Origin of the sequence: Phenylobacterium sp. (genome assembly GCF_025351295.1) — a bacterium.
In the GTDB taxonomy this organism is placed as follows: Bacteria; Pseudomonadota; Alphaproteobacteria; order Caulobacterales; family Caulobacteraceae; genus Phenylobacterium.
Window position 1 is genome coordinate 32554 of sequence record NZ_JANXWD010000013.1, and the last position, 22382, is coordinate 54935.

The following is a 22382-nucleotide window of genomic DNA, read 5'->3' on the forward strand; positions in this document are numbered from 1 at the left end:
CGGTCACCGAACCCTTGTGGGCCAAGGGATCGCGGCGGGTCACAAGTCGCTCAAGCCATACCGGATCGTCAAATCGGTCTAGAAGCGCCCATGAAAGAGGGGCGGCGGATCGCTCCGCCGCCCCTGAAAGGCAGTGCCCTGGACGGTTGGCTTCTACCAGCGCTTGGTGACCGAGACGCCGTAGGTGCGCGGATCGGTGTAGAAGGCGTTGCGGAACAGACCGGAACTGTCGTCGGTCAGGTAGAAGTCGGTGATCGCCTTCTCGTTGGTGACGTTCTTGATGAAGCCACCGACCTCGACGCCCAGGTCCTTGTTCTCGACCGTGAGCGTCAGGTTGACGTTATCCCAGGCGTGAATGCGGTCGGCGTTGCTGTTGTAGATCCGCGCGAACGACTGGGTCTGATGGTAGTAGTCGCCGCGCAGGATGGCATCCCAGTTGTCAAGGACGTGCCAAGTGTACTGGGCGCCCAGCGAGACGGTCCAGTGCGGGGCGTTGGGCAGCTTGTTGCCGCTCAGGGCCACCGGCACGCCCTCGCTGACCAGGCCGCCGAAGACGTTGGTGCCGGCTGCGATCGCCCCCGTCCCGCCGATGTTGGTGCCCGCGCCGGCCGCGGAGGCCAGGGAGCAGACCCCCAGGATGTTGAACGGGTTGGTGGCGTTGGCGATCGTCAGCGCCGTCGCCGCCGCCGCCGTGGAGACCACGCAGTTTGAGGCGGCGTTCGACTTCACCAGCGTCAGACCCGGATTGTCCTGGGTGCGGTCGAAGGTGTCGATCGAATTGGCGTTCTTGATCTTGGTGTCGAGGTAGCCGATCTGCGCGTTGAAGCGCAGACCGTCCAGCGGCTGCCAGATCGACTCGAACTCCGCACCCATGACCCGGGCGTCGATGTTCTCGTTGATCGAGGTCCGGTTGATGATCTTCGAAACCTGGTAGCCCTTGTAGTTGTAATAGAACCCGGTGGCGTTCACCTGCAGGGTGCCGTTGAGCAGGGTGTTCTTGGTCCCGACCTCGAAGCTGTCGATGAACTCGGGCTTGAACGTCGGGCTGATCGGCACGACCCCGATGCCGGGGCTGAAGGCCGGGTTCAGGCCGCCGGCCTTGTAGCCGCGCGAATAGAAGCCATAGAGCAGAGTCTCGTCGGTGAATCCGGTGTGCGGCTTCCAGTCGAAGCCGAAGCGGCCGGTCGGTTCCGAGAACTTGGCCTTCAGGATGGCATCCTGGCCGGCGGACGGGCCGCCGATGCCGCTGCCGGGCGTGCCCAGCGTGACGGAGTGGTTCTCGACTTCCTTCCGGTCGACCGTATAGCGCAGGCCCAGGGTCCATTTGAAGTTCTGCGCCATCTGCCAGTAGAGCTCGCCGAACGCGGCATAGGACGTCAGGTCATAGGGGCCGTAGTTGTCATAGTAGTTGTGGCCTAGGCGCGTCGGATCCTTTTTGGGATCGATGGCTACGCAAGCGGGGCCACTGGTGCAGTTGGCATTACCGGCGAATATTTGGTTGTTTGCCTGGTAGTAGCCGGTCCCGGTGTTGAACATCACGAAGTAGTCGCCGGTGCCCTGGAAGCGGGTGAAGATGCCGCCGATGTTGAAGTTCCAGGGCCCGTCGAAGCTCGACTGGAACCGGATCTCGTGGCTCCACTGCTCGGTATAGGCCGTCGAGAAATCGCTGGTGGTGAAGCGGTTGAAGGCTCCGTTCTGCGGGTCGTTGATCACGCCGCCCGGGAACAGCGACGCATAGAGTTGGGCGTAGCCAGGCACGCCCGCGAGGACGTTCACCGGATTAGGCGTGGTGTTGAACGGCACGCTGGGGGTGTAGCGGTTGTAGTCCTGGCGCGTGTTCAGCTTGTAGTAGGTGTAGGCCGTCAGCCAGGTCATCTTGATGTCCGGGGTGACCTCGAACTCGGCGTTGAATTCGTAGATGTCGGTCTTCGACTTGTAGGTCGGGTCGAAGGTCGATTCGATGTCGCGGATGCCCGGCGTCTGGACCTTGCCGGCATAGGCGTCGCCGGTCTGGAAGCCGGCCAGGGCGCCGAACAGGCCGCCCAGGGTCGCCTGAGAGTTCACCGTGCCCAACCGGTCAGCGGCATAGAGCGACGTCGCGTTGCAGCCCTGGCTGAAGAAGCCGCGCTCGATCTGGCCGACCAGGCCGCCGGCCGCGGAGGAGTAGTTCACGCCGCCGACGTTGGCCGGACCGTTGTCCTTGCTGCAGATCTGCTTGCCGATCCGCGAACGGTTGTCGTCCTCTTCGAAGTGATCCCACATCGCCCAGGCCCGGAACTTGTCGGTCGGATGGAAGGCGATGGTGGCGCGCGCGCCGAACAGGTCACGGTCGTCGGCGTCGTTGCCGGTGACGATGTTAGTCCCGAAGCCGTCGCGCTTCAGATAGGTGCCGGCCAGGCGCACGGCGAACATGTCGCCCAGCGGAATGTTGATCATCCCACGGGCCTTCCTGGCGTTGTAGTTGCCGTATTCGGCGCGGATGTTGGCCGCGAAGGTGTCGGTGGGCTTGGCGGTCAGCAGGTTGACCACGCCGCCGGTGGCGTTGCGGCCGTAGAGCGTGCCCTGCGGACCGCGCAGCACCTCGACCCGTTCCACATCGTAGAATTCGGTCTCGAACAGGTTGTTGGCGATCAGCGGGGCGTTGTTGAGGTGGATGCCGGTGCCTGCGTCGCCGGACCCCGAGACCAGCTTCGAGCCGATGCCGCGAATCTGGAAGTTGTAGCCGGTGAAGTTCCCCTTGGAGAAGTTCACGTTCGGCACGGCCAGCACCAGGTTGGGGCCGCCGTCGATCTTGGATTTCTCGAGCGCGTTCTGGTCGAAGGCCGAGACGGCGATCGGCACGTCCTGGAGGGCCTCCTCCTTCTTCTGCGCGGTGACGACCAGTTCCTCGATGACATTCGAGTTGGAGCTGGCGCTGGAGCTGGTTTGGGCCATGGCCGGCATGGCCACGGCCGTGATCGCCGCGGCGCAAACGCCCACGGCCAGCCAGCTCCGAAGAGTACGGGTATCCGACATAAGTTCCTCCCAGGGCTCCCGAGCTCTTGTCCTGGCCCGTAGACGCCGTCACGCCGCGAAAAGAATATCCGGCGGGGAGGCGGCGGCGCCCCCCGTTCAGCGGCCGGAAGCTCGGCTCCCCGTGACAAACTGTCAACGCAAGGCTAGGCCGCGTAAGGGATTGCGCGCGCCAGTGTGGCGCTGGAGCCACCAAAGCTGCCGCAAGGTCCGCTTTTCCAGCGGTGGCTTACGGCCCATATGAAGCCGATGAACCAAGGCGCCCTCGTGTTGTTTTCCGGCGGCCAGGATTCCACGGCGTGCCTCGCCTGGGCCCTGGAACGCCATGCGCGGGTCGAGACGGTCGGCTTCGACTACGGCCAGCGCCACGGGGTGGAAATGCAGGCCCGGCAGGCGGTTCGCGCGCGTCTGGTCCACGAGTTCCCCGACTGGGCGGCGCGGCTGGGCGAGGACCATGTGCTGGACCTGCGCGGGTTCGGCGCGGTGGCCGACTCGGCGCTGACCGCCGACCGGGCCATCGAGATCACCGACCGCGGCCTGCCGTCGACCTTCGTGCCCGGGCGCAACCTGGTGTTCTTCATCTACGCCGCCGCCCTGGCCGACCGGCGCGGCCTGACGGCCCTGGTGGGCGGGATGTGCGAGACCGACTTCTCCGGCTATCCCGACTGCCGGCGCGAGACGCTGGATGCCCTGCAGCAGGCGCTGCGTCTGGGGATGGAGCGCGACCTGATCCTCGAGACCCCGCTGATGGCCCTCACCAAGGCGCAGACCTGGGGCCTGGCCAAGGGCCTGGGCGGCGAGCGGCTGGTGGCGATCACCATCGAGGAGACTCACACCTGCTACCGCGGCGACCGCGGGACCCTGCACCCCTGGGGCTATGGTTGCGGCGCCTGTCCGGCGTGCGAGCTGCGGCAGCGCGGGTTCGAGGGCTGGCTCGGCGACGGGCGGCCGGAACTGGCGGCATGAGTTACGCGGTGAAGGAGATCTTCCTGACCCTGCAGGGGGAGGGCGGCCAAGCGGGGCGTCCGGCGGTCTTCTGCCGCTTCGCCGGCTGCAATCTCTGGTCGGGGCGCGAGCAGGACCGCGCCGGCGCCGTCTGCAGCTTCTGCGACACCGACTTCGTGGGGATGGACGGGCCGGGCGGCGGGCGCTTCGCCGACGCCGAGGCCCTGGCCGGCGCGGTGGAGGCCGCCTGGCGGGGCGGCCCGGACGACCGACTGACGGTGCTGACCGGCGGCGAGCCGCTGCTGCAGGTGGACCCGGCGCTGGTCGCCGCCTTGCACGCCCGCGGCTTCGCCATCGCGCTGGAGACCAATGGCACCTTGCCGGCGCCGCCCGGGATCGACTGGCTCTGCGTCAGCCCGAAGGCCGACGCCGCCGTCGTCCAGACCGAGGGCCAGGAGCTGAAGCTGGTCTATCCGCAGGCCGGCGTCGATCCGGCCCGCTTCGAGGGCCTGGCGTTCGAACGCTTCCTGCTGCAGCCGATGGACAGCCCCGACCGCGAGGCCAATACCCGGGCCGCCATCGCCTATTGCCTGGCCCACCCGCGCTGGCGGCTCAGCGTGCAGACGCACAAGTACCTCGGCATCGCCTGACCCCCGCCCGATGAGCCCCTCCGACCCCGAGAGTCCCCAGGCCGGCCCGCAGCGCGACGTCGTGGGCGAGGCGATGTTCCAGCGGGCGCTGGCGCTGCACAAGGCCGGCGACACCGGCAAGGCGGAGTCGCTCTATCGCGTCGTCCTCGACAACGCGCCGCACGACCATGAGACCGCCAACAACCTGGGCTGGCTGCTCTACAACACCGACCGGCCGGATGAGGCCCTGCCGTGCTTCCAGTGGGCGCTGGACCTGGGCGTCGCGCCGGATCCGCCGCGGGTGGGGGTCGCGCGCTGCCACATGGCGCTCAGCGCCTTCGACAAGGCCGAGCCCCTGCTGCGCGAGGCCATCGCCCGCCAGCCCGACGAGGCGGAGTTGCGCCTGTCGCTGGGCTATGCGCTGCTGGGCTTGGGCCGTTTCACGGAGGGCTGGCCGCTCTACGATGGGCTGCGCCCCGATCCCGCCAAGGCGGTGGGCCGCGGGTTCCCGGCCCCGGAATGGCAAGGAGAGCCACTGGCCGGCAAGCGGCTGTTCATCTGGCGCGAGCAGGGGTTCGGCGACCAGCTGATGCTGGCCCGCTTCCTGCCGATGCTGGGAGCGGCGAAGGTCACCTATGCGGGCCCGCCCGCCCTCGAGCGGCTGTTTCGCCAGATGCCGGTCGACTACCTGCCGGTCACCGGCCCCTGGGACGCCGGGCCGCACGACTACTGGACCCTGCCGTTCTCCCTGCCGCTCCGCTTCGGGGTGACGCCCGAGACCCTGCCCCAGGGGCCCTATTTCACCGGGACCCCGACCCGCCGGGGCGGCGTCGGGGTCATGTGGCGCGGCAACGCCCTGCCGCATCCGGAACGCTCGCTGTCCGAGGCCGCCGGCGCGGAGCTGCTGGCGCTGCCAGGGGCGATCAGCCTCGATCCGGCCGACACCGGTGCGGGGGATTTCCAGGCGACCGCCGACCTGATCGCCGGCCTCGACCTGGTGATCACCATCGACACCTCGGTGGCACACCTGGCGGGCGCGATGGGCAAGCCGGTGTGGATCCTGCTGCCGGCGCGCCATGCGGACTGGCGCTGGATGCAGGGCCGCGCGACCTCGCCCTGGTACCCGAGCGCGCGCCTCTATCGCCAGGCAATCCCCAACGACTGGGCGCCGGTGGTGGCGCAGGTGAAGCGCGACCTGACCGCGCTCTAAGAGGCGGGCGCGTCCTTCTTCTCGTCGGTCGAGCGTCGGAAAGGGCCGCGGAAGTTGGGATCGACGCGCCGCCGCCGCTCGGGCCCGAAGTAGTCGTCGGTGCGGACGAACGCGCGGGGATGCTCCACCGCCTGGTGCAGGCGCTCGATCACGCCACGGGCGGTCAGCGGCTTGGCCAGGAACTCGTTCACCCCGGCGTCGCGCGCCTCGGCCACCCGCGCCATGGTGGAGTGGCCGGTGATCATGATCACCGGGGCCAGCTGGTTGGGACTGTCGGGCGAATTGCGCAGCAGGCGGACGAAGTCGATCCCGTCCAGGGGCTGCATGCTGAGGTCGGTCATCACCACGTCGATGGGATGATCCCGCATCATCTGCAGGCCCTCGGCCCCGTCATTGGCCTCGCAGATGTCCTTCACGCCGATGGCGCGCAGGATCTCGCCGAGCAGAACCCGCATGTAGTGGTTGTCGTCCACCAGGAGGATTTTCAGCAGGTCGTAACGCACTTGGCCTTGCTAACCGATCCACTCTGCCGGGGCGACTCACCTGACCGCGAGATGCGGACGGCGGACCGGGGGGGATTAAGGCGACCCGTGTTCGGCGGTCAATCGAATATCGTTGGTATCTGAACAGAAACCATCGTTCGATCAAATGCTTGACGCCCCACTAAGTTGTTACTGAATTGAAATTCAACCCCCGGGTGCCGTGTTCGGGGCGTGCGCCCCGCCGCCGGTCTGGCCCCTGTGCCGCAGGTAGGCGTCGGCCAGGACGCAGGCCATCATGGCCTCCACCACGGGCACGGCGCGCAGCCCCACGCAGGGGTCGTGGCGGCCCTTGGTGCGCAGTTCGATCTCCTCGCCGGCCTCGTTCAGGCTCAACCGCGGGGTGAGGATCGAGGAAGTGGGCTTGAAGGCGACGCGCACCCTCACCGCCTGGCCGGTGGAGATGCCGCCCAGGATGCCGCCGGCGCTGTTGGACAGGAACATCGGCCCATCATTGCCCATCCGCATCTCGTCGGCGTTCTGCTCGCCGGTGAGCGCGGCGGCGGCGAACCCGGCCCCGATTTCCACCCCCTTGGCGGCGTTGATCGACATGCAGGCTGCCGCCAGCTCGGCGTCCAGCTTGCCGTAGACCGGCGCACCCCAGCCGGGGGGAACACCGGTTGCTTCCACGGCGACGATGGCTCCGGTGGAGGAGCCAGCCTTGCGGATCTGCTCCAGGTGCGCCTCCCAGACCGGCACGATGTCGGGGTCCGGCGCCCAGAATGGATTGTCACCGGTGATGCTGAAATCGATCTTCGCCGGGTCGACCGCGTAGGGCCCGATCTGCACCACCGCGCCCCGGATGGCGACGCCGGCCAGGATCTTGCGCGCGATGGCCCCGGCCGCCACCCGCGCCGCGGTCTCCCGCGCCGACTGCCGCCCGCCGCCGCGATAGTCGCGCACTCCGTACTTGGCGAAGTAGGCGTAGTCCGCGTGGCCCGGCCGGAAGGCGGTGGCGATCTCTGAATAGTCGCGGCTGCGCTGGTCGAGGTTGTCGATGATCATCGAGATCGGCGTGCCGGTGGTGACCTGCCCGTCCGTGCGGTCGTCCTGGAAAACGCCGGAGAGGATGCGCACCGCGTCCGGTTCCTGGCGCTGGGTGACGAACTTGCCCTGGCCCGGCCGGCGGCGGTCCAGCCAGGGCTGGATGTCGGCCTCGGTCAGCCCGATGCCGGGCGGGCAGCCGTCGACCACGCAGCCCAGCGCCGGCCCATGGCTCTCGCCCCAGGTGGTCACGCGAAAGAGGTGGCCGAAGGTATTGTGCGACATGACGAGGCGCTTCTAGCGGAACCCTCGCGCCGAACCAAACTACGGCGCGCCCAGCGTCTCGCCGAAGAACGCCAGGGCCATGTCGATGGCGGTCTGGTGCGTCAGGTCCTGCGGGACGGCGACCTTGCAGACGGGTGCGACCGCTACGCCCGCCGGGGTGCAGGCGCCCAGGAAGTCGTAGTGCCCGACGCCCGGCAGTTCCTTGAGCTGGGCGTGGGGGATCGCCGCGGCGGCCACGCGGCCGTTGGTGTCTGGCGGGGCGACCGAGTCGGCGTCGCCCAGCAGGATGGCGACCGGGACCTTCATCCGCGCCAGCCCCTCGGGCGGCAGGGCCTGCACGATGGCCGGGGCGATGGCGAAGGCGGCACGGACGCCCGGAATCGTGTGGTCGTCGCTGGCGTGGGCGACCTCGGCGAGCAACTCCGGGGCGGCCAGCGCCCGCTGCCTGTCTTCCACGGACACGGCGAATTCCTTCTGTGGGGCGCAGACCCCGTCGGCGGGGTGCTGGCCGCAGAACACCATGAAGCGGCCCATGTCGACCGGGGCGCCGGCCGAGACCAGGGCCGTGAAGCCGCCGGCCGAGAACCCCGCCACCCCCAGCCGCTTGAGGTCCAGGTGCGGCCCGACCGTCGGGTCGGCCGCCGCCCGGTCCAGCGCCGCGCGCAGGTCCTGGGCGCGGTCCCAGGACAGGATCGCGCCGGCGGGGGTCATCTTGTCGAGGGCGTTGTTGCCGGGGTGATCGGCGGCCACCACCACATAGCCGGCCCGGGCCAGCGCCGTGCCGAACCAGCCCATCATCCGCGCCGAGCCGCCGAAGCCGTGGGAGAACAGGATCACAGGCCGCGGCCGGCTGTCGGCGAAGGCTGCGTCGGCGCCGACGGCGCCGACCAGGAACAGCGGCCTGCCCGGCGGGCCGATGTCGATGCGCTCTTCCACCGCGCCGGCCGCCGCCGGGTACCAGACCGTCACCCGCACCGTCGACCGGTGCTCGGCGTCGCGCAGCGCCGCCGTGGCGTCGGTGGTCTGCAGGTGGCGTTCGCCGACCGGTCCGGCCTGGGCGGCGCCCGCCAGCAGCAGCAGCGCCGCCGCAACCGATCCGCAAACTCCAGGCACTCGCCGCATTTTCCGCTCCGCGCGATCGGGGACGCTCAAGCCTAGCCGAGCGGCGCAGCGGGAGCCGGTTAAATCGCGGTCATACAGCCGGCGTCGCTGGCCAGGCGCGGCGTCTCTCAAGAGTAGTCAGGTATTCGTCGCCAGCCTGCGACGGGGCGCTGCAGCCTCGGCCGTGCCGGACCGGCTCGCGCCCTGGGGGAATCGCATGTGAGGCCCGGTTGCGCCGTGGTTAATGCGGCGTTGAAACCGCGCCTATTCGGGCCGCGGGTCCAAGTCTGGCTTAAACCGACACGGGGTTCGTCCACATGAAGCTCTTCGCAACCGCGGCCATCGCCGCGTCTCTCCTGGTGTCGGCGACCGCCGCCCAGGCCGCCAACCTGGTCGCAAACGGCGGCTTCGAGGACACGTCCTACACGTCAAACACGCAATTCGGCGCCGGCTTCGGCGGCCAGGGCGTTGCCAACTGGTCAGGTCTCGGCGGCAATCACCTGCAGTTCTACTACTTCGGCGGCACCCAACACAGCGTGAATGCCGTGAACCAGTTCGGCGATGGCCTGGGCTACTTCTACGACACCTTCAACGCGCTGAGCCCGAACGGCGGCAACTTCGTCGCGCTCGATGGCGATACCGACTACTCGGGCCAGGTCACCCAGACGATCGGCGGCCTGACGATCGGCAAAAGCTACGACCTGACCTTCGACTGGGCCGCCGGCCAACTGCGCAACCGCGCCGGCGACACCACCGAGAAGCTGGCCGTGACCTTCGGCGGCCAGACCTTCGAGACGGAGACGCTGGCGGTGCCCAGCGGCCAGTTCTCGGGCTGGAAGAAGGGGCACTTCAGCTTTATCGCCACGAGCGCCAGCCAGGCCCTGACTTTCCTCTCCAAGGGCACGCCAAACGGCCAGCCGCCGATCGCGGCGCTGGACGGCGTCTCCCTGACGGGCAGCGTGCCCGAACCGGCGACCTGGGCGATGATGCTGCTGGGCCTTGGCGGCGCGGGCGCGATGCTCCGTCGCCGGCGCGCGGCGGTCGCCTAAGCCATTCGACGCCACGCGGGCCCTGTCCCGCCGGACTTCAGGGCGAGGCCGCGCGAGCGGCCTCGCCTTTGTCGTCTTGGGTAGACGCTTAGAGCCTTTCTGGTTCAAGTGGACGCACTTGAACCAGATAAAAAGGCTCCAACGCTTTGAATTAGAGCGCGTCGGGCGGCGAAACCGGGATCCACTTTCGCCTGACGCGCTCTAGGCGGCCCAGGCGGCGGCGAAGCGGCGGAGCAGGGCCAGGGCCGCGCTGTCGGCCATGCCGGTCGCGGCGCAGAGGCGGATGAACAGGTGGCCGTGGGGGCGGCGGCCTCGGGCGGGCAGGCCCTCGCCCTCCACCCGCACCAGGCCGCGCTCGGCGGCCTTGCGGTCGATCCATACGCTGCGGGGGCCCAGCGGGGTCTCCAGGCTGACCCGGCCACCCTTCTTCAGCACCGCCGGCGGCGCCTTGACCGTCATCCAGAGGTCGTCGCCGCGGACGATTACGCCGTCCATGGCGCGGATATAGACGCAGAGTTCCAGCTCACCGGCCCGCACCTTGTCGCCGGAGCGCAGGCCGGCCGGCAGGGTGATGCGGATTATCGACCCGTCCGGCGTCCGGTGGTCCGCCTCGCCGCCTTCCAGCGCCAGGCGCGGGGAGATTTCCAGGTCGGGGTCGGGGGTCGGCCGGGCGCGCAGCGGGGGCTGGACGAAGCGCTCGCTCAGCGGGTCCTGCAGGCGGCGGTAGGCCTCCACCACCTGCTGGAAGGCGCCGTCGCCGCCGCCGGCGTCGGGATGGGCCCGCCTGGCGGCGTCGCGGAACGCCTGCCGCACCTCGGCGGGGGTCGAGGCGGAGCTGACGCCCAGCACTTCGCGGGCGTCCTTCAGGGTCAGGTCAGTCGCGGTCCGACTCATGATCCGGAACCTTAGGGTAAACGCCCTCAACGCTCCGTTAAGGCCTCGCGCGCCCGCCGCCGGGCGCGCTATAGGCGGTGACGTGACCGACAAGACCCTCATTCCCCCGTCACCCAGCGAGGACGACTACGTCCGCCAGGTGACCGCCGCGGAGCCGCCGCCGCTGCTCAGCGAGACGGACCCCTACGCCCTGTTCGACGGCTGGCTCGCCGAGGCGGTGAGCAAAGAGCCGAACGACGCCAACGCCATGTCCCTGGCGACGGTCGACGAGAGCGGCCTGCCGGACGTGCGCATGGTGCTGCTGAAGGGCGTGGACGCGGCGGGCTTCGTGTTCTTCTCCAACCTGCAGAGCGCCAAGGGCCGCGAGCTGGCCGCCAGTCCGAAGGCGGCGCTGCTGTTCCATTGGAAGTCGCTGCGCCGCCAGGTGCGGGTTCGGGGGGCTGTCTCGCCTGTCAGCGATGCCGAGGCCGACGCCTATTTCGCCACCCGCGCGCGGCCGGCCCAGCTGGGCGCCTGGGCCTCGGAGCAGTCGCGGACCCTTCCGGACCGGCTGGCGCTCGAGAAGCGGATCGCCGAGGTCGGTCTGCGCTTCGGCCTGGGCAAGGTGCCGCGCCCGCCCCACTGGTCCGGGTTCCGCGTTGAACCCCAGGCCATGGAGTTCTGGCGCGACCGCCCGTTCCGCCTGCACGAGCGGCTATTGTTCGAGCGGGCCGAGGGCGGCTGGACCACGCGCCGGCTGTTTCCTTGAGTGGCGCCCGGCCCGTCGGGCTCGAGGCGGAAATCATCGCCTGGATGGGCGGGCGTACCGAGCGGACCATCGACACGGCCTGCGCCCATGTGTTCCTGGGGGCCGAGGCCGCGTTCAAGATCAAGCGCCACGTCGACCTGGGCTATGCCGACTTCTCGACCCCGGCCAAGCGCCTGTGGGCCCTGGACCGCGAACTGGCGTTCAACCAAACGGCCGCGCCGGACATCTACCGCGCCGTCCGCCCGATCACCCGCGAGGCCGACGGCTCCCTGGCCCTGGCAGGCCGCGGCGAGACAGTCGAATACGCCCTGGAGATGCGCCGCTTCGATGAGCGCGAGGTGCTCTCGGCCAAGCCGGAGTCGGTTGACGGCAACATGGCGGAGGTCCTGGGCCGCGCCATCGCCGGCTTCCACGCCGCCGCGCCGCCGCGCCCGGAAGGCGGTCTCTCCGCCCTGGCCTTCACGGTCGGCTCCAATGCCCAGCTGCTGCGCGAGACCTGCCCCGGGCTGGACCAGGCCCGCGTCGAGCACATGACGGCGCTGACCGAGGCGGAACTGGAGCGCCAGCGCCCACTGCTGGCCGCCCGCACCGTCGCGGGCTTCGCGCGGCGCTGCCACGGCGACCTGCACCTGGGCAACATCCTGATGGAGGCCGGCCGGCCGGTGCTCTTCGACTGCATCGAGTTCAACGACCTGCTGTCCGACCTGGACGTCCAGTACGACCTGGCATTCCTGCTGATGGACCTGGACTTCCGCGGCCGCCGCGACGCCGCCGTGCGCGCGCTCAGCGGCTATCTCGACGAGGCCGCCCGCAGCTTCCCGGCCGGGCTCCGGGAGGGCCTGGCCGCCCTGCCGCTGATGCTGTCTGTCCGCGCCGGCGTCCGCGCCCACGTCTCGGCGCACTCCGGCGAGCTCGCCGACGCCGCGGCCTATGTCGAGGCCGCCATCGCCCACCTGTCGCCGTCGCCGCCGGTGCTGGCGGCGGTGGGCGGCCTGTCCGGTTCGGGCAAGTCGACCTTCGCCCGCGCCGTCGCGCCAGGCCTCGGCGGTTCGCCGGGGGCGGTGATCCTGCGCACTGACGAAATCCGCAAGCGGCTGATGAACGTGGCGCCCACCGAGATCTTGCCCTCGTCCTCCTACAGCGCCGAATTCGACATCCGGACCTACGACACCCTGCTCGATGACGCCCGCGCACTCCTGCGGGCCGGGCGGGCGGTGTTGCTGGACGCCACCTTCATCGACCCCGTCCTGCGAGCCCGCGCCGAGGCGCTGGCGGCCGAATGCGGAGTCGCGTTCCGGCCGGCCTGGCTCGATGCGCCGCTGGAGGTCCTGGAAGCCCGGGTCGCCGGCCGCACGGGCGACGCCTCCGACGCCACAGTCGCCGTGCTGCGCGATCAGGTGGCGCGGCTGCGGCCGGTTGCCTGGCGCAAGGCGGACGCCACGATCCCTGCCGAAGCCGCGGTCCGGGCCTGGCTGGGCTGAGGCGCGTTGCCGAAGCGGCCTGCGCTGACTAAGCCTAGCGGCTGACAGACACGCGATAAGTCGTGGGGAGAGATGGCCATGCTGGGCCTGATGCAGAACTGGCCGCTGACGGTCGACAAGATCATCGACCACGCCAACCACTGGCATGGGAGCCGCGAGGTGGTCAGCCGCTCGATCGAGGGCCCGATCGTGCGCACCACCTACGCCCGGATCCACGACCGGGCGAAGCGGCTCAGCAACGCGCTGAAGGGGCTGGGCATCCAGGCCGGGGACCGGGTCGCGACCCTGGCGTGGAACACCGGCCGCCACATCGAGGCCTGGTACGGGATCATGGGGATCGGCGCGGTCTGCCACACCCTGAACCCGCGGCTGTTCGCCGAGCAGCTCTGCTACATCATCAACCACGCCGAGGATCAGGTGATCTTCACCGACCTGACCTTCCTGCCGATACTGATCGAGAACCGCGCCAAGCTGCCGACAGTGAAGCATTTCATCGTCATGACCGATGAAGGCCACATGGGCGGCTTTCCCGGCGCGCTCTGCTTCGAGACCCTGATCGACCAGAACTCCGCCGACTGCGCGTGGGGCGGCTTCGACGAGAACACCGCTGCGGGGCTCTGCTACACCTCGGGCACGACGGGCCATCCGAAGGGGGTGCTGTACTCCCACCGCTCGAACTTCCTGCACACCCTGGTGACCATGGGCGTCGACGTGCTGGGCATCTCGGCGCGCGATACGGTGCTGCCGGTGGTGCCGATGTTCCACGCCAACGCCTGGGGCCTGGCGCTCTCCGGACCCGCGGCCGGCTCCAAGCTGGTCATGCCCGGCCAGAAGCTGGACGGCGCCTCGGTGCACGAATTGCTGGAGACCGAGGGCGTCACCTTCTCCGCCGCGGTGCCCACCGTCTGGCAGATGCTGCTGACCCATCTGCGCCAGACGAACGGCACACTCAGCACGCTGAAGCGGGTGGTGATCGGCGGGTCGGCGGTGCCGGAGGCGATCGTCCGTGGCTTCCGCGACGAATATGGCGTCGACGTCACCCACGCCTGGGGCATGACCGAGACCTCGCCGCTCGGCACCCAGGCCACGCCCAACGCCGCCATCGCCGCGATGGGCGAGGAGGAGCAGCTTCGCTACAAGCTGAAGCAGGGCCGGCCGCCCATCGCCATCGAGCTGAAACTGCAGGACGACGCCGGGGTCGAGTTGCCGCATGACGGGACCACCTTCGGCAAGCTCAAGGTCCGCGGGCCGTTCGTGGCGGGCGCGTATTTCCGCGGCGACGGCGGCCAGATCCTTGACGACGCCGGCTTCTTCGACACCGGCGACGTGGCGACCCTGGACGAGCATGGCTTCATGCAGATCACCGACCGCGCCAAGGACGTGATCAAGTCCGGCGGCGAATGGATCTCCTCCATCGAGATCGAGAACATCGCCATGGGCCACCCCAAGGCCGAGCTGGCCGCCGTGATCGGCGTGCTGCATCCCAAGTGGGACGAACGCCCCCTGTTGCTGGTCAAGCTCAAGGCCGGCGAACAGGGGACGAAGGACGAGTTCCTGGCCTTCCTGGAGGGCAAGATCGCCAAGTGGTGGACCCCCGACGACGTGGTTTTCGTCGACGACATCCCGCTGGGCGCCACCGGCAAGATCGACAAGAAGCTGATCCGCGACCGCATGAAGGACTACGTCCTGCCCACCGCCAAGGCCAAGGCGACCGCGTAGGGCCATGGCCGAGCTGCGACGGGCGACCGAGGCCGACTATCCGGAGATCGTCGCCTTGACCAACCGCGCCTTCCGGGAGACCGGGCCGCAGGCGAGCTGGAACGTCGAGGACATGATCGAGGGCGAGCGGATCAGCGAGCCGCTGCTGCGCGACGACCTGGCCGCCAACCCCGACGCCCATCTGCTGATCTGGCGCGACGCGGCGGGCGATCATCTGGGCCACGTCTGGCTGGACCCGGCGGCGGACGGCGCCTGGTACCTTGGGATGCTGACCGTGCGGCCGGACCGCCAGGCCGCGGGGCTGGGCCGCACCCTGCTCGCCGCCTCGGAGGCCTACGCCCGGGCGCGCGGCGCGACCCGCATGCGCATGACGGTCATCCATCAGCGCGAGACCCTGATCGCCTGGTACCTACGCCGCGGCTATGCGGTGACCGGCGAGACCAAGCCCTTCCCTTATGACGACCAGCGGTTCGGCCGGCCGACGCAGGACGGCCTCTACTTCGACGTGCTTGAGCGCGGCCTGTAGCGATGGCGAACCTCGGGTCGATCGACCTCCTGGCGGTCCTTGGCGACAGGGTGGGTTTGGCTTAGGAATTTGCCCGGCTTGACCCCCGCCGGGCCGGCGACCAATCTCCCCGGCCTCAGTCAGGGGACATGTCGATGCGCAAGGGCTTGTGGGGCGCGGCTGCGGCCGTTCTGGCGGCGGCGTGGGTCAGCGGGGCGATGGCCGCCGATCCGCCGCGGCTGCTGCAGCACCCCAGCCTCTCGGCCAGCCAGATCGCCTTCGACTACGCCGGCGAGATCTGGACCGTGCCGCGTGACGGCGGCAAGGCGACCGCGGTGGTGGTCGGCCAGGGCCAGAACAGCCGGCCGGTCTTCTCGCCGGACGGGCGCTGGATCGCCTTCAGCGGCCGCTACGACGGCAACCTGGACGTCTATGTCGTGCCCGCCGCCGGCGGCGAGCCGCGCCGCCTGACCTGGCACCCCGGCGGCGACATCGCGCTGGGCTGGACGCCCGACGGCAAGCGCATCCTATTCAGCAGTCCGCGCGCCACCAACCGCGACACCGACAACCTGTTCACGATCGCCATGACCGGCGGCCCGGCCCGGATGGAGCCGCTGCCGTCCGGCGAGGTGGGCAGCTATTCGCCCGACGGGACGCACCTGGCCTACCTGCCGTTCTACGCACCGCAGCCGGCTTGGAAGAACTATCGCGGCGGCGCGACAATGCACATCTGGATCGCCAACCTGGCCGACTCCACCGTCGAGAAGATCCCGCGCGAGAACTCCAACGACCGCAACCCGATGTGGGTCGGCGACAGTATCTACTTCCTGTCCGACCGCAACGGCCCGGTCAGCCTCTATGCCTTCGACACCAGGACCAAGGCTGTGAAGCCGCTGGTGGACAACGCCCACGGCTTAGACGTCGCCTCGGCCAGCGCCGGGCCGGGCGGCATCGTCTACGACGCCTTCGGGGCGCTGAAGATCTACGACACCGCCAGCGGCCGGTCGCACACCGTGCCGGTCAGCCTTTCGGCCGAACTGCCGCAACTGCGCCCCCGCTTCGAGCCGCTGAAGCCCGACCAGATCCTGCACGTCGCGCTGACGCCGGCCGGCAAGCGGGTGCTGATCGAGGCGCACGGCGAGATCCTCTCCGCCCCCGCCGAGAAGGGCGATATCCGCAACCTCACCCAGAGCCCGGGCGTCGCCGACCGCGACCCCGCCGCCTCGCCGGACGGCAAGCAGGTGGCCTGGTTCTCCGACGAGTCCGGGGAATATGCCCTGCACATCCGCGCCGCCGACGGGCAGGGGCCGGTGAAGAAGATCGCCCTGGGCGACCCGCCGTCGTTCTTCTATGCGCCCCGCTGGGCGCCCGACAGCCAGAAGCTCGTGTTCTTCGACAAGCGGCTGATGGTCTGGATGGTCGATCTGGCCAAGGGCGGGGCGCCGGTGAAGATCGACACCGACCTGTTCGACAGCCCGCTCTATCGCCCCGACACCGGCTGGTCGCCCGACAGCCGCTGGATCGCCTACACCAAGCAGCTGCCCAGCCACCTGCACGCGGCGTTCGTCTATTCGCTGGACAGCGGCAAGAGCGTGCAGGTCACCGACGGCCTCAGCGATGCGGCCTCGCCCCGGTTCGACCGCAGCGGCGACTATCTCTACTTCACCGCCAGCACCAGCACCGGCCTGGGCGCCGGCTGGCTGGACATGTCCAGCTATGCCCGGCCGGCGGACGCGGCGGTCTATGCGGTGGTCCTGCGCAAGGACCAGGCCTCGCCGGTCGGGCCCGAGAGCGACGAGGAGGGCAAGCCGGAGGAGGCCAAGCCCGGGGCGGTCAAGCCGACCACCGACAAGGACGAGACGCCCAAGACCGCCAAGAAGGCCGCCGCCGAAGCCGCCGCGAAACCGGTGAAACAGACGCGTATCGACTTCGACCACCTGGACCAGCGGGTGGTGGCCCTGCCGATCCCGCACGCCCGCTTCGCCGACCTGATGACCGGTACGGACGGCATCGTCTTCACCGTCACCGAGCCGCTGTCGATCTCGGACGAGGACCAGAACGCCGCTCAGGGCGGACCCGACCAGACCCTGTTCCGCTTCGACCTGAAGACCCGGAAGAACGAGCATCTGGTCGAGGGGATCGACAACGGTTCGGCCGCCGTCTCGGCCGACGGCTCCAAGATCCTCTACGCCCGCCAGAACCAGTGGACCCTGGCCGCCAGCGAGAAGCCGCCCAAGCCCGCCGACGAGACCAAGCTGAAGCTGGCCGACCTGTCGGTGTGGGTCGATCCGCGCGCCGAATGGCGGCAGATGTACCATGAGACCTGGCGCATCGAGCGGGACTTCCTCTACGACCCGAAGGCCCAGGGCCTGGACCTGGCGCGGGCGGAAAAGGTCTATGCGCCGTTCCTGGACGGGCTGGCCGGCCGTCAGGACCTGAACACCCTGTTCGAGGAGATGACCGGCCAGCTGGGCCTGGGCCACGTCTTCGTGCGCGGCGGCGCCTTGCCGAGCCAGACGCAGGTCAAGGTCGGCCTGCTGGGCGCCGACTATGACGTCGATGCCGGCCGCTATCGGATCAAGCGCATCCTGCGCGGCGAGAACTGGAACCCCAGCCTGCAGGCGCCGCTCAGCCAGCCGGGCGTCAATGTGGCGGAGGGCGAATACCTGCTGGCGGTGAACGGTCGCGAGGTCACCGCCGACGCAGAGGTCTATCGCGCCTTCGAGGGCCTGGCCGGCAAGCAGACGGTGATCACCGTGGGGCCGAAGGCCGACGGGACCGGCGCACGCAAGGTCACGGTCGTCCCGGTCGCCAGCGAAACGGCGCTGCGCCTGCGCAGCTGGATGGAGGCCAACCGCCAGCAGGTGGACCGGCTGTCCGGCGGCCGGCTGGCCTATGTCTACCTGCCGGACACCGCCACCGGCGGCTACGCCAACTTCAACCGCTACTACTACGCCCAGGTCGGCAAGCAGGGCGCGATCATCGACGAGCGCTTCAACCACGGCGGCCAGATCGCCGATTACATCGTCGAGCAGCTGGGCCGCACGCCGAACTTCGTCAACGCCACCCGCGAGGGCGAAGAGGTGGTCGAGCCCGCGCAGGCGATCTTCGGACCCAAGGTGATGCTGATCAACGAGCTCAGCGGCTCCGGCGGCGACGCGCTGCCCTATCTGTTCCGCTTCCATGCGGCCGGGACCCTGGTCGGCAAGCGCACCTGGGGCGGGCTGGTGGGCATCGGCAACTATCCGCCGCTGATCGACGGCGGCACGGTCACCGCCCCGCGCTGGGCGCTCTACGGCACCCGCGGCCAGTGGGAGGTAGAGAACCTGGGCATCCCGCCGGATGTGGACGTGGAGCAGGACCCGGCCGCCATGCGCAGCGGCGCCGACCCGCAGCTGGAGCGTGCCGTCGCGGTGGCGCTGGACGCCCTCGGCAAGACCCCGCCGGCGAAGTTCGTCCGCCCCGCCTATCCCGACCGCAAGCCGGTGCTGCCGGGAAACTGACGCCGCGCCGTGCCCCACGTGCCCGCACGCCGCCTTGCGCCACGACACAGCGGGTCTACCGTGGATCGGACTGGTGTCCGTCCAACCCCAAGGGGGAAATCCCGATGCTGAACACACTGCGTCTTGCCCGCATGCTGCCCATGGCCGCGGGCGTTCTTGGCCTCGCCGTCGGCGCCCCCGCCCTGGCCGCGAAGATGGCCGACGCCGGGCCCCTGGCTACGGTGCGGACCTTCCTCAACGCCTTCAACAAGGGCGATATCCCCGCCGCCGAGGCCACCTATGCGGCCGACGTCTCGATCATCGACGAGGTCCCGCCGCACCTATGGCGCGGCCCCGGCGCCTTCCAGGCCTGGGCGGGCGATCTGGACAAGCACGACAAAGGCGCGGGCCTAAGCGCCGAGAAGGTCACTTTCAACCGGGCCGACGTGGTCACGATCAGCGGCGATGACGCCTAGGTCGTGGTCGCCGTCACCTACACCTACAAGGTCCGTGGCAAGCCCACCATCGAGCCTGCCCACATGGCCCTGGCCCTGCACAAGGCCGACGGCGCCTGGAAGATCGCGGGCTGGACCTGGGCAGGCACGGTCCCCCACGCCGTGGTCGCGAAGCCGGCGGCCCCCGCCGCCACGACCGCGCCCCCTGCGCCGGCCAAGCCGTGAGGGCCGGGCCGGCGGAGTTGACCAGATAGGTTGTTAGCAACATAAGGCGCGGTGGCTCACCTCTCCACCGTGTCGTTCGAGACCACCCTGCAGGTGCGGGATACGTGCCTGTGCCTGCATGCCCAGCGGGCGGCCCGCGGGCTGGCGCGCCGCTTCGACGAGGCGCTGCGGCCGGCCGGGCTGACCAACGGCCAGTTCTCGCTGATGATGGCGCTGAACGGGCCGGAGCCGGCGACCATGGGCGCGGCGGCGACGCTGCTCGGGACCGACCGCACCACCCTGACCGGCGCCCTGAAGCCGCTGGTCCGGCAGGGGCTGGCGGAGGTCCGTGTCGATGGCCAGGATCGCCGGGCCCGCCGCATCGCCCTGACGCCGCAGGGCCGCACGCGCCTCGCCGCGGCCCTGCCGCTGTGGCGCGAGGCGCACGCTGCCCTGGAAGTCGACCTCGACGGCGCGGACCCTGCAAGGATCCGCCGCGACCTCCAGTCCCTGGCGGCGAGGGCGTAGGGCTTAATCCTTCCCCCTCGGGGGGAAGTGGCCCGACGCCGAAGGCGAGGGTCGATGGGGGAAGTGCGAGTGAGGACTCCTGCGACTTCCCCCATTGTCGCCCGCCTATGGCCTTGGCGACATTTCCTCCGCAAGCCGGGGAAAGTTGGAGCCTAGTTGTAGCCCTAGGCGGCCAGGCGGTACGCGCTGTCCGGGCCGGGCGCGCCGTCGGTGGCCAGGGCGCCCTGCCGCACCAGGTGGATCATCGCCGCCAGCATCGAGCGCGCCGCCGCTGGGTGCAGGCGTGCGTCCACGTCGGCGTAGAGCCGGGGCACCAGGTCGCGGATGCGGGCGGGACCGGCCTTCAGGGCGCCAAGGATCTGGTCGACCCGCTCCTGGCGGTGTTCGGCATAGGCGGCGATGAAGGCGTCGACCTCGCGGATCGGCGGGCCGTGGGTGGGCCACAGCGTGGCGAAGTTGCGCGCGCGGATCACCTCCAGGCTGGCCAGGTAGTCGCTCATGTCGCCGTCGGGCGGAGTGATCACCGTGGTCGACCAGCCCATGATGTGGTCGCCGGAGAACAGGCCGTTCTCCTCCTTCAGCGCATAGCAGATGTGGTTGGAGGTGTGGCCGGGCGTCGGGATCGCCTCCATCGTCCAACCATTGCCCTGCACCGTCCCCCCCTCGCAGAGCGTGACATCGGGCTTGAAGTCGTGGTCGTGGCCGGCCTCCATCTTCACCTCGCCGGTGTCTTCCTCCTCATGGCCGGCGACGGCGCAGCCGTAGATCGTGGCCCCGGTCGCCGCCTTCAGCGCGCCCGCCAGCGGCGAGTGGTCGGAGTGGTGGTGGGTGATCAGGATGTGGGTCACGGTCTCGCCGGCCACCGCCGCCAGGATCGCCTCCAGGTGCGCCGGGTCGTCCGGACCGGGGTCGATCACCGCCACCTCGCCCTGGCCGACGATGTAAGTGCCGGTGCCCTTGAAGGTGAACGGCCCAGGATTGTTGGCGGTGACGCGCCGGATCAGCGGCGAGACCCGGTCGCAACGGCCGTACTCGATCTCGATCTCGCGGACATACGGGATCATGCGCCGAGCACGCCCGAGAGGTCATAGCCGGCGGCGCGGCCGAGGCCGACCAGGTCGCTGCGGCTCATCGCCCCCGACGTCGCCTGGCTGAGCGACCAGGTGATGATCGACCGAGTGCCCGAGCGGCAGAAGGCCAGCACCGGCTCGTCGGCCTCCGCCAGCACGGCCTTGGTCGCCTCCACCTGTTCCGGCGTGGGCGCGCCGCGTACCGGGATGTGGTGGAAGGCCAGGCCTGCGGCCTCTGCCGCCACGGCGATCTCGGCCGCGGTCGGCTGGCCGGGCTCCTCGCCGTCGGGGCGGTTGCTGATCAGGGTCTTGAAGCCCTGGCGGGCCGCCTCGGCCACATCGGCGATGCTGATCTGCGGCGCCGTGGTGAAGTCGTCGGTGACGTTTCGGAAGTCGCTCATGATACTCGCTACCCGCCTTTGTGGGCCCTTCGTTGACATCATCGGGGGTGGGTGGAATTTTCGCAACGTCCGGCCCTCAAATCGCTCTGCGCAAAGGCTCTCCCAGCCCCATGCTCCGCTACATCGGCCGGCGCCTCCTGGTCGCGATCCCGACCCTGTTCCTGGTGATCACCGCCGCCTTCTTCATGATGCGCGCGGCGCCCGGCAGCCCCTTCGACGGCGACCGCAAGCTGCTGCCGGAGATCGAGGCCAACGTGCTGGCCAAGTACGGGATGAACAAGCCGCTTGGCGCCCAGTACGTCGACTACCTGGTGGGCGTGGCCAAGGGCGACCTGGGGCCGTCGCTGAAATACCGCGACAAGTCGGTGCTCGACATCATCAAGGAGAACTACCCGGTCTCCCTCAAGCTCGGGCTTTCGGCCATCGTGATCGCCTCGATCGTGGGCGTCAGCCTGGGGGTGATGGCGGCGCTGCGCCAGAACCGGCTGACCGACGATGCGGTGATGGCGGTGGCCATCCTGGGCGTCTGCATCCCGACTTTCGTCACCGCGCCGCTGCTGGTGCTGGTCATCGCGTCCAACCTCGGCTGGCTGCCGACCGCGGGGTGGAACGACGGGGCGCTGGTCAACATGGTGCTGCCGGTGACGGTGCTGGCCCTGCCGCAGATCGCCATCATCGCACGGCTGACCCGGGCCGGGATGATCGAGGTGCTGCACGCCAACTATATCCGCACCGCCCGCGCCAAGGGCCTGCCGGAACGCCTGATCGTCGGCAAGCACGCCCTGCGCGCCGCCTTGCTGCCCCTGGTCAGCTACCTGGGCCCGGCCTGCGCCGGCCTGATCACCGGCTCGCTGGTGGTGGAGCGGATCTTCAACCTGCCGGGCCTGGGCAAGTTCTTCGTGATCAGTGCGCTGCAGCGCGACTACACCGTGGTGATGGGGATGGTGATCGTCTATGCGGCCCTGATCCTGGTCCTGAACCTGGTCGCCGACCTGCTGCTGGCGGTGTTGGACCCCCGGGTGCGGCTGGCATGAGCGTGTTCATTGCCGACGGCGGCCCCGCCACATCCACCCCCGCCACACCCACCCCCGCCGCACCCACCCCCGTCAAGGGCCGCAGCCTGTGGGACGACGCGCGCCGG

Annotated in this window: 20 protein-coding genes; 13 read left to right on the forward strand and 7 right to left on the reverse strand. The window is 69.7% G+C overall.

Features of this window, described 5'->3' with window-relative positions:
- Nucleotides 1–153: 153 nt before the first annotated feature.
- Entirely contained in the window at nt 154–3015 is a 2862-nt protein-coding gene (locus tag Q0R13_RS02045; protein ID WP_293898715.1) for a TonB-dependent receptor, read from the reverse strand.
- A gap of 246 nt (nt 3016–3261) precedes the next feature.
- Here Q0R13_RS02045 and queC point away from each other — a divergent pair, with 246 nt between their 5' ends.
- The 3 genes from queC to Q0R13_RS02060 are packed head-to-tail and all read left to right on the forward strand — an operon-like array spanning nt 3262 to nt 5796.
- Nucleotides 3262–3978 carry a 7-cyano-7-deazaguanine synthase QueC gene (queC, locus tag Q0R13_RS02050; protein ID WP_293898718.1) on the forward strand — a complete coding sequence of 239 codons (717 nt, stop codon included), beginning with the start codon at nt 3262–3264 and terminating at the stop codon, nt 3976–3978.
- Nucleotides 3975–4607 carry a 7-carboxy-7-deazaguanine synthase gene (queE, locus tag Q0R13_RS02055; protein ID WP_293898721.1) on the forward strand — a complete coding sequence of 211 codons (633 nt, stop codon included), beginning with the start codon at nt 3975–3977 and terminating at the stop codon, nt 4605–4607. Before queC ends, queE begins: the two co-directional genes overlap by 4 nt.
- A 10-nt stretch (nt 4608–4617) precedes the next feature.
- Nucleotides 4618–5796 carry a tetratricopeptide repeat protein gene (locus Q0R13_RS02060; RefSeq protein ID WP_293898724.1) on the forward strand — a complete coding sequence of 393 codons (1179 nt, stop codon included), beginning with the start codon at nt 4618–4620 and terminating at the stop codon, nt 5794–5796.
- Here the strand turns inward: Q0R13_RS02060 and Q0R13_RS02065 are convergent.
- From Q0R13_RS02065 to Q0R13_RS02075, 3 genes are all read right to left on the reverse strand, one after another.
- Nucleotides 5793–6299, reverse strand: a complete 507-nt coding sequence (locus tag Q0R13_RS02065) for a response regulator (RefSeq protein WP_293898727.1) — start codon at nt 6297–6299, stop codon at nt 5793–5795. The two genes, Q0R13_RS02060 and Q0R13_RS02065, sit on opposite strands and share 4 nt — an antisense overlap.
- A gap of 183 nt (nt 6300–6482) precedes the next feature.
- Nucleotides 6483–7604 carry a chorismate synthase gene (gene aroC, locus Q0R13_RS02070; RefSeq protein ID WP_293898730.1) on the reverse strand — a complete coding sequence of 374 codons (1122 nt, stop codon included), beginning with the start codon at nt 7602–7604 and terminating at the stop codon, nt 6483–6485.
- Between the two features lie 39 nt (nt 7605–7643).
- On the reverse strand, nt 7644–8726 hold the full coding sequence (locus Q0R13_RS02075) for an alpha/beta hydrolase (protein ID WP_293898733.1): 1083 nt from the start codon (nt 8724–8726) through the stop codon (nt 7644–7646).
- 296 nt (nt 8727–9022) lie between these two features.
- On the opposite strand from Q0R13_RS02075, the gene Q0R13_RS02080 reads away from it, so the two are divergent.
- Complete coding sequence (locus tag Q0R13_RS02080; RefSeq protein ID WP_293898736.1) at nt 9023–9754, forward strand: PEPxxWA-CTERM sorting domain-containing protein; 732 nt, start codon at nt 9023–9025, stop codon at nt 9752–9754.
- A gap of 201 nt (nt 9755–9955) precedes the next feature.
- On the opposite strand, the gene Q0R13_RS02085 is transcribed toward Q0R13_RS02080, so the two are convergent.
- Nucleotides 9956–10648: a DnaJ domain-containing protein gene (locus Q0R13_RS02085; protein WP_293898739.1), complete on the reverse strand. Its 693-nt coding sequence runs from the start codon at nt 10646–10648 to the stop codon at nt 9956–9958.
- Nucleotides 10649–10730: 82 nt separating this feature from the next.
- On the opposite strand from Q0R13_RS02085, the gene pdxH reads away from it, so the two are divergent.
- The 8 genes from pdxH (at nt 10731) to Q0R13_RS02125 (ending at nt 19770) form a co-directional block, all read left to right on the forward strand.
- Nucleotides 10731–11396, forward strand: a complete 666-nt coding sequence (gene pdxH / locus Q0R13_RS02090; protein ID WP_293898742.1) for a pyridoxamine 5'-phosphate oxidase — start codon at nt 10731–10733, stop codon at nt 11394–11396.
- Nucleotides 11393–12877 carry a bifunctional aminoglycoside phosphotransferase/ATP-binding protein gene (locus tag Q0R13_RS02095; protein ID WP_293898745.1) on the forward strand — a complete coding sequence of 495 codons (1485 nt, stop codon included), beginning with the start codon at nt 11393–11395 and terminating at the stop codon, nt 12875–12877. Before pdxH ends, Q0R13_RS02095 begins: the two co-directional genes overlap by 4 nt.
- Nucleotides 12878–12955: 78 nt before the next feature.
- The gene (locus tag Q0R13_RS02100; protein ID WP_293898748.1) at nt 12956–14596 is read left to right on the forward strand and encodes a long-chain-fatty-acid--CoA ligase; all 1641 of its coding nucleotides are present in this window, start codon (nt 12956–12958) and stop codon (nt 14594–14596) included.
- A 4-nt stretch (nt 14597–14600) separates the two neighbouring features.
- The gene (locus Q0R13_RS02105; RefSeq protein WP_293898751.1) at nt 14601–15122 is read left to right on the forward strand and encodes a GNAT family N-acetyltransferase; all 522 of its coding nucleotides are present in this window, start codon (nt 14601–14603) and stop codon (nt 15120–15122) included.
- 134 nt (nt 15123–15256) lie between these two features.
- Nucleotides 15257–18604: a S41 family peptidase gene (locus Q0R13_RS02110; protein WP_293898754.1), complete on the forward strand. Its 3348-nt coding sequence runs from the start codon at nt 15257–15259 to the stop codon at nt 18602–18604.
- 104 nt (nt 18605–18708) lie between these two features.
- Nucleotides 18709–19059 carry a nuclear transport factor 2 family protein gene (locus tag Q0R13_RS02115; RefSeq protein ID WP_293898757.1) on the forward strand — a complete coding sequence of 117 codons (351 nt, stop codon included), beginning with the start codon at nt 18709–18711 and terminating at the stop codon, nt 19057–19059.
- A 3-nt stretch (nt 19060–19062) separates the two neighbouring features.
- Nucleotides 19063–19263, forward strand: a complete 201-nt coding sequence (locus Q0R13_RS02120; RefSeq protein WP_293898760.1) for a hypothetical protein — start codon at nt 19063–19065, stop codon at nt 19261–19263.
- 51 nt (nt 19264–19314) lie between these two features.
- Nucleotides 19315–19770 carry a MarR family winged helix-turn-helix transcriptional regulator gene (locus Q0R13_RS02125; RefSeq protein ID WP_293898763.1) on the forward strand — a complete coding sequence of 152 codons (456 nt, stop codon included), beginning with the start codon at nt 19315–19317 and terminating at the stop codon, nt 19768–19770.
- Nucleotides 19771–19934: 164 nt separating this feature from the next.
- Here the strand turns inward: Q0R13_RS02125 and Q0R13_RS02130 are convergent, their stop codons facing one another.
- Entirely contained in the window at nt 19935–20834 is a 900-nt protein-coding gene (locus tag Q0R13_RS02130) for an MBL fold metallo-hydrolase (RefSeq protein ID WP_293898766.1), read from the reverse strand.
- A complete protein-coding gene (locus tag Q0R13_RS02135; RefSeq protein ID WP_293898769.1) occupies nt 20831–21241 on the reverse strand; it encodes a TIGR01244 family sulfur transferase in 411 nt (136 codons plus the stop codon). Before Q0R13_RS02135 ends, Q0R13_RS02130 begins: the two co-directional genes overlap by 4 nt.
- Before the next feature lie 110 nt (nt 21242–21351).
- Here Q0R13_RS02135 and oppB point away from each other — a divergent pair, with 110 nt between their 5' ends.
- Nucleotides 21352–22275, forward strand: a complete 924-nt coding sequence (oppB, locus tag Q0R13_RS02140; RefSeq protein ID WP_293898772.1) for an oligopeptide ABC transporter permease OppB — start codon at nt 21352–21354, stop codon at nt 22273–22275.
- The last annotated feature ends 107 nt before the right edge of the window (nt 22276–22382 follow it).

What these genes read in the sequence shown, in the direction of transcription:
- queC (WP_293898718.1), top strand. Translation starts at nt 3,262, where the DNA reads ATGAACCAAGGCGCCCTCGTGTTGTTTTCCGGCGGCCAGGATTCCACG.
- Q0R13_RS02105 (WP_293898751.1), top strand. Translation starts at nt 14,601, where the DNA reads ATGGCCGAGCTGCGACGGGCGACCGAGGCCGACTATCCGGAGATCGTC.
- Q0R13_RS02135 (WP_293898769.1), bottom strand. Translation starts at nt 21,241, where the DNA reads ATGAGCGACTTCCGAAACGTCACCGACGACTTCACCACGGCGCCGCAG.
- queE (WP_293898721.1), top strand. Translation starts at nt 3,975, where the DNA reads ATGAGTTACGCGGTGAAGGAGATCTTCCTGACCCTGCAGGGGGAGGGC.
- Q0R13_RS02060 (WP_293898724.1), top strand. Translation starts at nt 4,618, where the DNA reads ATGAGCCCCTCCGACCCCGAGAGTCCCCAGGCCGGCCCGCAGCGCGAC.
- Q0R13_RS02100 (WP_293898748.1), top strand. Translation starts at nt 12,956, where the DNA reads ATGCTGGGCCTGATGCAGAACTGGCCGCTGACGGTCGACAAGATCATC.
- Q0R13_RS02130 (WP_293898766.1), bottom strand. Translation starts at nt 20,834, where the DNA reads ATGATCCCGTATGTCCGCGAGATCGAGATCGAGTACGGCCGTTGCGAC.
- Q0R13_RS02045 (WP_293898715.1), bottom strand. Translation starts at nt 3,015, where the DNA reads ATGTCGGATACCCGTACTCTTCGGAGCTGGCTGGCCGTGGGCGTTTGC.
- Q0R13_RS02075 (WP_293898733.1), bottom strand. Translation starts at nt 8,726, where the DNA reads ATGCGGCGAGTGCCTGGAGTTTGCGGATCGGTTGCGGCGGCGCTGCTG.
- aroC (WP_293898730.1), bottom strand. Translation starts at nt 7,604, where the DNA reads ATGTCGCACAATACCTTCGGCCACCTCTTTCGCGTGACCACCTGGGGC.
- Q0R13_RS02115 (WP_293898757.1), top strand. Translation starts at nt 18,709, where the DNA reads ATGCTGAACACACTGCGTCTTGCCCGCATGCTGCCCATGGCCGCGGGC.
- Q0R13_RS02080 (WP_293898736.1), top strand. Translation starts at nt 9,023, where the DNA reads ATGAAGCTCTTCGCAACCGCGGCCATCGCCGCGTCTCTCCTGGTGTCG.
- Q0R13_RS02110 (WP_293898754.1), top strand. Translation starts at nt 15,257, where the DNA reads ATGCGCAAGGGCTTGTGGGGCGCGGCTGCGGCCGTTCTGGCGGCGGCG.
- Q0R13_RS02085 (WP_293898739.1), bottom strand. Translation starts at nt 10,648, where the DNA reads ATGAGTCGGACCGCGACTGACCTGACCCTGAAGGACGCCCGCGAAGTG.
- oppB (WP_293898772.1), top strand. Translation starts at nt 21,352, where the DNA reads ATGCTCCGCTACATCGGCCGGCGCCTCCTGGTCGCGATCCCGACCCTG.